This window comes from uncultured Aquimarina sp., from assembly GCF_947500065.1.
Classification (GTDB): domain Bacteria; phylum Bacteroidota; class Bacteroidia; order Flavobacteriales; family Flavobacteriaceae; genus Aquimarina.
This window is the reverse complement of record NZ_CANMQT010000006.1, coordinates 404,161-414,416: the sequence shown is the minus strand read 5'-3', so window position 1 is coordinate 414,416 and position 10,256 is coordinate 404,161. Positions and strand designations below refer to the sequence as shown.

Sequence of the window (10,256 nt, the reverse complement as noted above, 5' to 3'; positions counted from 1 at the left end):
CCGTGTATCATAACCTTAATTCTCTCTTTTGTTCTTTCTGATTATTTATACTAAAAGTTAAGCATTGTAAACTTAAGCCGTGTATAGCTCATTGCGGCTGAATTCCTAATCGGAATTCATTGCAATTTGCTATCTTTCGGTTACGGCGGAAAATCATAGCTGATTTTCCGCAACAAGCCATACACAAACACGTTGTCTGTAACCAAAGTATACCAATAGAATGAATAGAACACTGATTTTAGTTCTCATATTTCCTTTTTTTCTAGGATGCAAAACTTCAAAACCTTTAGTGAAGTTTTCTGATATGTTGTGGACTTCAAGTTTGAATGCTTCTTACAACAAAATTGCCGTTGGTGGAAATAACGGAGCTTTAAGGATATTATCAACTGATGATTTAAATCTTGTAAAGACGTATGAGTTCCCAAACACTATTACAAAAGTTGAATGGCATCCTACCGAAAATCTATTAGCAGTTATTCGACAAAGGAATGATGAGAGTAGTTCAGATGACAGTCAAGCAAAACTAATTGACACAAAATCAGGTAAAACAATAGAACTTGACAACTATGGAGGACGAGGATTAGGATGGAGTAAAGATGGAAAATATTTGGCAATTGGCGATGGTGATGGAATTGTTAGTGTTTTCAATGTAAAAGGAGAATTAGTTAAACGAATAAAAACGGAACAAAAAGCCATTACAGGATTAAGCTGGCATCCTCACAACTACAAAATCGCTACTGTAGGAAGCCATATTGAAATTATAAGTCTTGAGAATGATGACAAAAAGCAAATAATACCACGAGATATAGAAATTCTGATGTTAAGTGTTGAGTGGCATCCTTCAGGTGATATGTTCGCCACAGGAGACTATGGGAATTCGGATATCAATTATCCCCCACTTCTGCAATTTTGGGATTCTAATGGAACGAAATTGAAAGATATTGAGGGTAGTGAATCTGAAATTAGAAACTTAAAATGGTTAAATAATGGAAAGAACCTTTTAACTGCAAGTGATAGAATTAGAATGTGGGATGAAGAGGGAGAAATAATAAAATCGAGTAAAAAAGAAAGTCTGTTCTGGGGGCTTGTTATTAACGAAAAAAATCAAAATGTAATTACAACGACAGAATATGGAGATATCTTTACATTTGATAAAAAACTTCAAATAATAAAGACAAGCAGTTTAAAAAAATAATGGCTACAGACAACACTATGTAAAAATGCATTAAAACGCATTTTACACAAAACGTTGTACAACATATGACAAAAATTTTAAAAATATTGTTCTTTTTTATCACTCTGTCCAGTATTGCTCAATCTGAAAAGGAAAATACTGTCGAGATAAGTGGAATAGTTTACTCTTCAGTTAACAACAAGCCATTATCTGATGTTATTGTTTCTTTTGATTCTAGATCGAGAGGTGCTTCAACAGGTGAAAATGGAGAATTCAAATATGTTTATAATTTGAGGTCTGGAGATAGTATTGAAAGAATAGAAACTGTTGCTATGGGTTATAAACCACTGGATACCATAATCAATGTAAACAGAGGGAAAAATATTAACCTGAATATTATACTCAAACCACATCGTGGAATTAACCGTCTACAAGCTCTTGATCATATAAAGATTGGAAAAATTAATTTATTATTATCCGGAGGTATAGCTCCGGTAGTTTATCAATCTGACGAAAAATTCTCTAAAAAATACAACCTAAATTTTGTGGAATTTGGATGCGAAGCAGTTCCTGAAGAAAGTCTTTATGAATACAACAAAACTGTTTTTGAATATCTTGACAAGAAATACGGAAAAAATTGGCGTAAAGAAATACGGAAAGATGTAGTCGGATTAAAAAATAAGTAGAATACGTTGTACATTATGAATATTCAAAAACTAGTAATTATAATTGGAGTTTTAACAACTTTAGCTTCTTGCTTTAGAAAACCTAATATGGAAAATATTATTCTCTATGCACATAGAGAAGCTCCTCTCGGACATGTACATCTGACAGTATTCAAGGATAGTACTTTTGAATTTGAATTAAGTGGAATTACAACAAGTGAAATATGGAAGGGAAACGCTGTTATTGAAAAAGATTCTATTAATTTTAATTATTATGATTCAATTCCTGTAGTTGGTAAAAGAGCCTATTACAACAATAAATATATTGAGTATTTAGACAGACCTGAAAGAGTAGAAATCAAGTACAATAAATTAAAATCTGAATAAAAAAACGTGTTACAACAACATATATGTGATCATAGCAGCAAAGTGATCAATCGAACGGTTATTGTATATTTATGAAGGCGCAATGCTTGCAAAACGAAAAATATAGCAACCAATGCGCAAGAAAAATCGAAAAACAAGGTAACATTTTACTCTGATACGACACATGTATTAAACGTTGTGCATAATTTAACCCAAACTCTGCAAAAAGTCACATTTTAACCCTCTTCTACAGGCAAATGTCATACGAATGACGTATCAAATACATTACTTAAATTTGATGAGAATTAAAGATTGATTTAATCTTGTATCGAATTTAAAAACAATGAAACAACCTCAATTAGGCAAAAAAATATTAGAGTTAAGACTTATAAAAGGATTAACACAAACAGAACTTGCTGAAAAGTGTAATTTAAGTTTAAGAACTATTCAAAGAATAGAATCTACAGAAGTTACACCAAGAAGCTATACACTTAAGTTAATATTTAAGAGTTTGGACTTTGATGGTTTTAGTTCAACAAATAATAATTCATTTGTAAATTCTAAAGATTCATTTAATTTTAAAAAAAATGCAGTTAGAAACATTTTACTACTGTTAATAATTTCAATAGTTTCTATTGCCATTTTTAAATTCAACTCAAAAAATAAAACACAATCGGCTACAGAGGTCAAAGAAATTATTCAAAAAAATCAAACAAATATTAAAAGATGGATCAATAACAAGCAAGTAGATTCAGTGCTTACTCAATTTAGTGATAATGCTTGTGTATTAAATTCAATATGCGGAAAGGTTCGAATTCGTAAAATCATGGATGATAACATTGATAAAGGCTATGAAATAATAAACTACAACATTATAGCTATTAGTGTAAGTGATACTATTGCTGTTGAAAAATATGAAAATATTTATACATATAAAGAGAAAACTCATAAACAAATAGGTATAATGGAATGGCATTTTATCAACGAAAAATGGTTAATAGTAAATGATATGTTTAGAGACAACTAAAACTCAAATAATGAACAAAAGATATTTCTTCTTATTACTTCTAATACTAATATTTAGCTGTAAAAACGTTACTAATGAGGATTTAGAAAAAAACAAACATGCTTATTTAAAAGAACAATCTGAATTTGCTCCTTCAATTAACAACTATTTAAATAGTAATTACTACTCACTAAACTCTTTAAATCAATCGCGTTTTACTAATAAGATTGACTCTTTAAAAAACATATTTAAAACTCATATAAATAAGTACAAAGAGCGACTTGACAAGAAGACATTAAATCATGAAATCTTAGAAGTAAATTTCGCCTTTGATAGATTTATTCTTGAATATCCACAAAAACATAAAGCCTTTATGGGAGAAGAAATCGTTTTATCAAAAAAAAATCAATCCAGATTAGAAAACCTTCTTATGTACTTTAATGATGCTGATAATCTTTCTAATGAAAGTTTTAAAAGATTTGTAATGTCTTACATTAAAATTAAGTCGAATAAAAAACTTGAGAGTGAAATTTATGACAAATTAGATAATCAGAAATTACATGCTAATTGGGATGTAATGGATTCAATATTTACAAATAGTACAGTCAGTGATTTTTGGAAACACAAATACTTGCATGATCATATTGACAATTTAGGGATAAAAAATATAGACAACATTTATTCAAGTTTTATGTCTTCTTGTAAAACTTCAGAATATTCAGAAAGCATTAGCACAATATATAATTCCCATAAAAAAGGAAGGGCCAATCATATCATAGAAACCTATAAAGAAATTGATGGTTATGAATTAGATATGCATCTCTTTTTGCCTAATTCAGAAGATTTTAAAGAAAAACGACCTACAATAATTCAATTTCATGGAGGAAGTTGGTCAAAAGGCAAACCAGATTGGTTTTTTAGTACAGCAGAAGCTTATGCTAAACAAGGTTGGGTAGTTGGAGTGGTTGAATACAGAATTAAAGGAAAACAAGATACATATCCTTTTGAATCTGTTAAAGATGCAAAATCAGCAATACGTTGGATAAGAGAAAATGCTGAAAAATATAATATAGATTCAAATAAAATTATAGTTACAGGTAATTCTGCTGGAGGCCATTTATCATTAGCAACCACATTAATTGACAATTGGAATGAAGATACTGATAATCTTGAAATAAGCGCAACACCTAATGTAATTATAGTGAATTCTGGAGTGTATGATTTAACAACCAACGCTACTAGATGGATTACTGAAATGATGCAAGACAAAGATATTGTAAAAGAAATATCACCTAATCATTTACTAAAAAAGAGTGCTGTTAAAATGCTTTTAATTCATGGTGAAAAAGATAGAAATTGTCCATATGAGAATGCAGAATATTTTTACAACGAAATGAAATCACTAGGAAATGATATTAAGCTACATACTGTTAAAGATGCCGAACATATGATATGGTATGGTAAACATTCTACCGAAGTCTCAGAAATCACAAGCGAATATATTAGAAATCTGAATTTCTAACCAAAACTACAACACGTTTATAATTAATTGCTAGTTCTTTGCGTACTCTAAAAATCGATAAAGAAATTAAAATTTTACAAAATGAAAACATTAAAACACTATACTATCCTTCTATTTCTTCTTTTATCTATAAGTGTATTTAGCCAGAAAATTGAGATACCTGATTATTATCTTGAACAAGCGATACGAGGACATTTTGATAAACCTACAGGTGATATTACTAAATCAGATATGGAATCGTTGACTCGGTTTATTGCTGTAGGTCGTGGAATTTCTAACATAAAAGGGCTCGAATATGCCAAAAATCTTACCTCTTTGAGATTAGATAATAATGCCATTAGTGATTTAACTCCTTTAACTAATTTAATTAAGCTCGAAAATCTTGGCTTAAATGGTAATAAAATTGAATCCATAGATTCTCTTAAAAACCTAATAAATCTTGAACAACTTTCGTTTGACAGAAATAAAATTTCCGATATATCTACGCTTCATGAGTTGCATAAACTCCGAGGAATAACAGGACATTTTAACAAAATAGAAGACATTTCAGTTGCAAAACACTGGAAGCAACTAACCCATTTTAATATGGGGTTTAATCAATTAAACGATATAACTCCTTTGAAAGAATTGACCAAATTAGAAGGTATATGGATTCCCGATAATCATATAGATAACATTGAGCCATTACACAACTTGAAAGAATTAACAGTTCTTATACTAGAAAAGAACCCAATTTCTGATGTAAGAACCTTAAAAGGACTCACTAAAATAGTTCAACTAAATTTAATGAACACTAATATTAAAGATTTCAGCCCTTTGTCTCATTTAAAAAGTCTTGGAGTTTTAGTGTTGAGACAAAACGCAATCAAGGACTTGAATTTTCTTGATGATCTCATTGATATTGAGTGGCTCGATTTGAGGGATAATCTAATAAGTGATATTTCTGCCTTAGAAAATCTGCCTAAACTTAAAAAGCTTTTTTTATCTGGAAACAGAATTAGTTCTATAGTAGCACTATCTAACAATCAAAATCTTCGTTGGATCTTATTGGAGCGCAATAAAATAAATAATTTATGGCCACTTTATAATCTAGAAAGCCTTACTGATGTGATGCTTTATGATAATCCTCTACAGGGTACTACAGATTTGTCTCGTGCAAATAATACCGTTATTGAAAAAATAAAATCTGAAGGGAAAAATATTGCTCTAAATTCGATTGAAATAAATTCAATTTACCAGAAGGAGCCAAGTAAAAAACTAAAATAATTATAAAAGTACTTACTACCAACGTTTATAATCAATTGCTCGTTCTGTGTGGATTTTCTATTCGGTTAGTATTTGCTAATTTTAGTTACTGAAACACGCAACGAAATCATACACCAACACTTTGGCGTTAATGAGAAGTAACAATTCCAAGCGAGAATCGTCATAAAGGAAAACATAGTTTCATGAAAAAAATATTGTTTTCTCTAATACTAGTCCTTTTAATTAATCAAATAAACGGACAAGAAGAATTAAGTGCCTTTGATATTAAAAACGATGCCGATAATTATTACAAAGCAAAAAACTACAACTTAGCAACACACAAATACATAAAACTAATTGAATTATCCGATTTCAAAAGCAAGAAATCAATTGCTGCATATAGTGCTGCTTGCTGCTTATCACTACAAAAAAAAGTTGATAGCGCTTTTATTTTATTAAATCAAGCTATCAAATATGGCTTTAAATATAAATCACATCTTATCCAAGATTCTGATTTAAGTAATTTACATGATACCCCAAAATGGAAAGAAATAATAAATCTAATTCCAGAACCTAAGACTCTAAATAGTAATCCTGAATTGTCAAAAATAGTTACAAAAGATATTCATCATTTTTGGAAAGCTTATGATTTATCTCTTAAAGATTCTACAAATACACATGGAATTTACAAAAAGTACTATTTTGATAAGGCAAGTGAAGGCATGGAAGATTACATGGGATCAAAAGTAAGTTCTATCAATAGTTTTATACAACATATACAATCTCATCCTAAACTATATAAAACAATTAAAGAAAACACTATAAAGGTTGATGAATATAAAATAGAGATTCAAAAAAGTTTTGTGAATTTTAAAGAATTATATCCTGAAGCAAAATTTCCAGATGTATATTTTGTTGTTGGCGCATTTACTAGTGCTGGAACTGTTTCGCCTTCCGGTTTGCTTATCGGAATAAATCAAATGAGTGATGGCAAAAATGTAAATACTGATGAATTAGATTTTGGTGATAAACTATTAATGAATAAATCAAAATATGTTCCAAACGTGGTTGCTCACGAATTAATTCACTTTCAACAGGAAGGAATGAAAAAGGACACGATTACACTTGGATATGTAATAAAAGAAGGCATGGCCGATTTTATGGGTGAATTAATTAGTGGAGATACAGCAAATAGAAAAATCTTTGAATGGGCAAAGGGGAAAGAAAAACAAATTTGGTCTGACTTTAAAAAAGATATGTATTATGATCGTTATTATAAATGGATTGCAAATTATAATACATCTTCAGAAAATAGTTATCCAGATTTAGGTTATTGGATTGGTTACGAAATTTGCAAATCCTATTGTGAAAATGCAAAAGATAAAAAACAGGCTATTTATGATATGTTACACATTCAAGATTATCGAAAATTTTTAACAGATAGTAAATGGGAAAAGAAACTTGATAAGATGAAATAAACTAACGTCAACGTATATAGCTCATCGCTTCTGATTTTCCTTTCGGAAATCCTCACTGCGGAACAATGGGTTTCTGTTTATTTGCTATCTTGGTCTCTACCCAACGAAACCATACCCGAATACGTTGTAAACCATTTGATAAAAACGATGATTGAGATTAAACAAGCTGATAATTCGACTGAATTTCAATGATAAAAAATATTATTTCGAAATACCTCAAATTATAAAAATTGAAAATCAGTGGTATCTTTATTATCCAGAATATTATCTGAGAGATGAAAAAGAAAGAAAATTTATTAATAAAAGAGTTAAGGAATTAAAAGAACAATCAGAAGAATTTTGGAAATAATTGCGCTACCTACAACAATTTGTATATTACATATACTCCCTTCGGGAAGCAAACGCAACATACAAGAGACGTTAACATTTATTAGAAAATAGAGAGTCTTATATCTAAAACTCTAGTAACTGTAACAAGTTTCATTCTGGCTCGTTCTACTGTTTTAAATTAAATAACATGAGAAATCAAATTATAATATTACTTGCATTAGTAATACTTAGCGCCTGTAGCGACACGACTAAATCCGGCACCACCCAACAACCAACTCTAGCTGATTATAAAATTGGTGAAAAATGGGTTTGGAAATATAAAGGTGTAACAACGGAAGGAGAAGTGCGCTCGGATGGAGAAGATACAAGAGAGATAGTCAGTATTGATGGAGTTTTAGGCATGACAATCGGAAATGACACCATTCCCGTTACTGACATAGTGAAGCCCGAAGAAAGCGAAACACCTAAATACGACTGGCCTCTGGAAGTAGGCAAAAAATGGAAATATGAGAACAATTGGACAAGTCAAGATGGAACAACGGGAAACCAAAGTCAAGATGCCGAAGTACTATCATATCAAGAAGAAACAGTAGAAGCTGGAACATTTATGGCCTACACAATTAAATACACAGGTAAAATCACCAATTCCAGAGGATATAGTGCAAATGAAAAGGAAGTTTGGCTGTATGCACCGATAATAAAAAATTTTATAAAACTTACTCAAAATCAAGGTGATTTTCTATACGTAGAGGAGTTAATAGAATATTCAAAACCAAAATAAATCGAAAGAAGGTGATAATTTAAAAGTTCATCAAAACGTAATTTTAAGTCCCTATCTTTCATTTATATTTAGAAATAACAAATGGATAATTGACCATCACGATCCTTGGTCGACTGAAATATCACAAATCAAAGAAGGAAAAATAAAAACGCTACACGGCAAAGCATAAAATGCATGAAAACGCATTTTATACAAATCGTTGTAAAACATTGAAGAATGAGATTGTTTAAAAATAAATATAGCGTTGTCTATAAAAATTTGATTTCTAAACTGGAAATTGGTAACGAAAATGATATAAATGATTTGCTATGGTCACCGAAAAACAAATCTGTTAATCACTTATCTATTCAGCTAAACTGATTCAAAAACTGAAAAAAGAAAATAGTACGGATGAACTCAAAATTCATAAAAAACTTGAAAAAGGAAAATTTGAACTAATAATATTTGAAATTTCCTGGACCGAAAGTGATGTACCTTACAGTCCGATAGTTATTGACAAATCTAATGGTAAAATCATTGGTGTTATGCTACCATTCAATGAATTGATTGGTCACTTGAGTAATAAAGAAAGTAATGAAATTAGTTGCTTGGGAATAGAATGGACAAGTTTCGTGATAAAACACAGAGCCAGAAAATAAAACGTACTACAACATGTATAATCAATTGCTAATTCTGTGTTTATGCGGAAAGTCCTACGAATTTCCCTCTGGTTCGCTTTCTTTTACTAATTTAGTTGTTAGCCAACGCAACTAAACATACACAAACTGTTAGCAGTACTATAAGAAAAGGAAATAATGACATTTTACGAAAAAGAACTTTATAGAATTCGTAGCATTGTTTATTCAAATGAAGGACAAATTAATACCGTAATTGGGATTCGAAACTATATCGAAAACAATTATGATGTAAATTTAAATTTGGACTTATTGTCCCAAATTCAGTTTGTTTCCAAATATCACTTATTACGCTTGTTCAAAAAATATTATGGACAAACTCCAAGACAATACTTAATTAACAAACGAATTGAGAAATCTAAAGAGCATCTGAAAAATGGAATGTCGGTAACTGAAACCTGTTTTGCTGTTGGGTTTGAAAGTTTAGGTTCATTCAGCACTTTATTTAAAACAAAAACGGGAAAATCGCCTACGAAATTTCAAAAAGAGCAACTTTCAAGAAGTATAATAGATTCGAAGTTCGGAACTTTGGAGTATAAATAAATAAAAGATGAAAATAACACTAATTAGTATTCCCGTTCGAGACCAAGAAAAAGCTTTAAAATTTTATACGGAAAAATTGAGTTTCATAAAGAAGAAGGACGTACCATTAGAAGGTGGAAACAGATGGCTTACCTTGGTATCAAAAGAAGCACAGGATGGACCAGAATTATTATTGGAACCAGCTCCTAATCATTTTGAACCGTCTAAAGTCTTTCAAGATGCATTGATGGATGCTGGAATTCCATACACCCAATTTGATGTTCAAAATGTTGATGCGGAATATGAACGATTGACGAAATTTGGTGTAGAATTTAGCATGAAACCAACCGAAATGGGGACTGTAAAAGTTGCAGTTTTTAATGATACCTGTGGAAACAATATTCAACTTGTAGAAGAATTGTAAAAAACACTACTGTCAATAATTTATAACAAATCCTAGCCGCTTATTGGCAGGCTACCCTTTTATACGAGA

Annotated in this window: 10 protein-coding genes; all 10 read left to right on the top strand. The window is 30.4% G+C overall.

The window, feature by feature from the left end; genetic code table 11:
* Positions 1-220 precede the first annotated feature (220 nt).
* The 10 genes from Q0975_RS19030 to Q0975_RS18985 all read left to right on the top strand — a co-directional run bounded on the left by Q0975_RS19030 (position 221) and on the right by Q0975_RS18985 (position 10,187).
* Complete coding sequence (locus Q0975_RS19030) at positions 221-1,195, top strand: hypothetical protein (RefSeq protein WP_299439564.1); 975 nt, start codon at positions 221-223, stop codon at positions 1,193-1,195.
* 65 nt (positions 1,196-1,260) lie between these two features.
* Complete coding sequence (locus Q0975_RS19025; RefSeq protein WP_299439562.1) at positions 1,261-1,860, top strand: carboxypeptidase-like regulatory domain-containing protein; 600 nt, start codon at positions 1,261-1,263, stop codon at positions 1,858-1,860.
* 15 nt (positions 1,861-1,875) lie between these two features.
* Positions 1,876-2,226, top strand: coding sequence for a hypothetical protein (locus Q0975_RS19020; RefSeq protein WP_299439560.1), 351 nt, complete (start codon positions 1,876-1,878; stop codon positions 2,224-2,226).
* A 322-nt stretch (positions 2,227-2,548) separates the two neighbouring features.
* Positions 2,549-3,232, top strand: coding sequence for a helix-turn-helix transcriptional regulator (locus tag Q0975_RS19015; protein ID WP_299439558.1), 684 nt, complete (start codon positions 2,549-2,551; stop codon positions 3,230-3,232).
* A gap of 10 nt (positions 3,233-3,242) precedes the next feature.
* On the top strand, positions 3,243-4,733 hold the full coding sequence (locus Q0975_RS19010) for a prolyl oligopeptidase family serine peptidase (protein ID WP_299439556.1): 1,491 nt from the start codon (positions 3,243-3,245) through the stop codon (positions 4,731-4,733).
* A gap of 81 nt (positions 4,734-4,814) precedes the next feature.
* Positions 4,815-5,999 (top strand): leucine-rich repeat domain-containing protein, encoded by a 1,185-nt coding sequence (locus Q0975_RS19005; RefSeq protein WP_299439554.1) that lies wholly within the window; start codon positions 4,815-4,817, stop codon positions 5,997-5,999.
* Between the two features lie 182 nt (positions 6,000-6,181).
* Positions 6,182-7,456, top strand: a complete 1,275-nt coding sequence (locus tag Q0975_RS19000; RefSeq protein ID WP_299439552.1) for a DUF2268 domain-containing putative Zn-dependent protease — start codon at positions 6,182-6,184, stop codon at positions 7,454-7,456.
* Between the two features lie 517 nt (positions 7,457-7,973).
* Positions 7,974-8,567, top strand: a complete 594-nt coding sequence (locus Q0975_RS18995) for a hypothetical protein (protein ID WP_299439550.1) — start codon at positions 7,974-7,976, stop codon at positions 8,565-8,567.
* Between the two features lie 794 nt (positions 8,568-9,361).
* Positions 9,362-9,784, top strand: a complete 423-nt coding sequence (locus Q0975_RS18990; RefSeq protein WP_299439548.1) for an AraC family transcriptional regulator — start codon at positions 9,362-9,364, stop codon at positions 9,782-9,784.
* Positions 9,785-9,791: 7 nt separating this feature from the next.
* Positions 9,792-10,187 carry a VOC family protein gene (locus tag Q0975_RS18985; protein ID WP_299439546.1) on the top strand — a complete coding sequence of 132 codons (396 nt, stop codon included), beginning with the start codon at positions 9,792-9,794 and terminating at the stop codon, positions 10,185-10,187.
* Positions 10,188-10,256 lie beyond the last annotated feature (69 nt).

Coding starts and splice junctions, on each gene's coding strand:
- Q0975_RS19030 (WP_299439564.1), top strand. CDS start 221: ATGAATAGAACACTGATTTTAGTTCTCATATTTCCTTTTTTTCTAGGA.
- Q0975_RS19025 (WP_299439562.1), top strand. CDS start 1,261: ATGACAAAAATTTTAAAAATATTGTTCTTTTTTATCACTCTGTCCAGT.
- Q0975_RS19020 (WP_299439560.1), top strand. CDS start 1,876: ATGAATATTCAAAAACTAGTAATTATAATTGGAGTTTTAACAACTTTA.
- Q0975_RS19015 (WP_299439558.1), top strand. CDS start 2,549: ATGAAACAACCTCAATTAGGCAAAAAAATATTAGAGTTAAGACTTATA.
- Q0975_RS19010 (WP_299439556.1), top strand. CDS start 3,243: ATGAACAAAAGATATTTCTTCTTATTACTTCTAATACTAATATTTAGC.
- Q0975_RS19005 (WP_299439554.1), top strand. CDS start 4,815: ATGAAAACATTAAAACACTATACTATCCTTCTATTTCTTCTTTTATCT.
- Q0975_RS19000 (WP_299439552.1), top strand. CDS start 6,182: ATGAAAAAAATATTGTTTTCTCTAATACTAGTCCTTTTAATTAATCAA.
- Q0975_RS18995 (WP_299439550.1), top strand. CDS start 7,974: ATGAGAAATCAAATTATAATATTACTTGCATTAGTAATACTTAGCGCC.
- Q0975_RS18990 (WP_299439548.1), top strand. CDS start 9,362: ATGACATTTTACGAAAAAGAACTTTATAGAATTCGTAGCATTGTTTAT.
- Q0975_RS18985 (WP_299439546.1), top strand. CDS start 9,792: ATGAAAATAACACTAATTAGTATTCCCGTTCGAGACCAAGAAAAAGCT.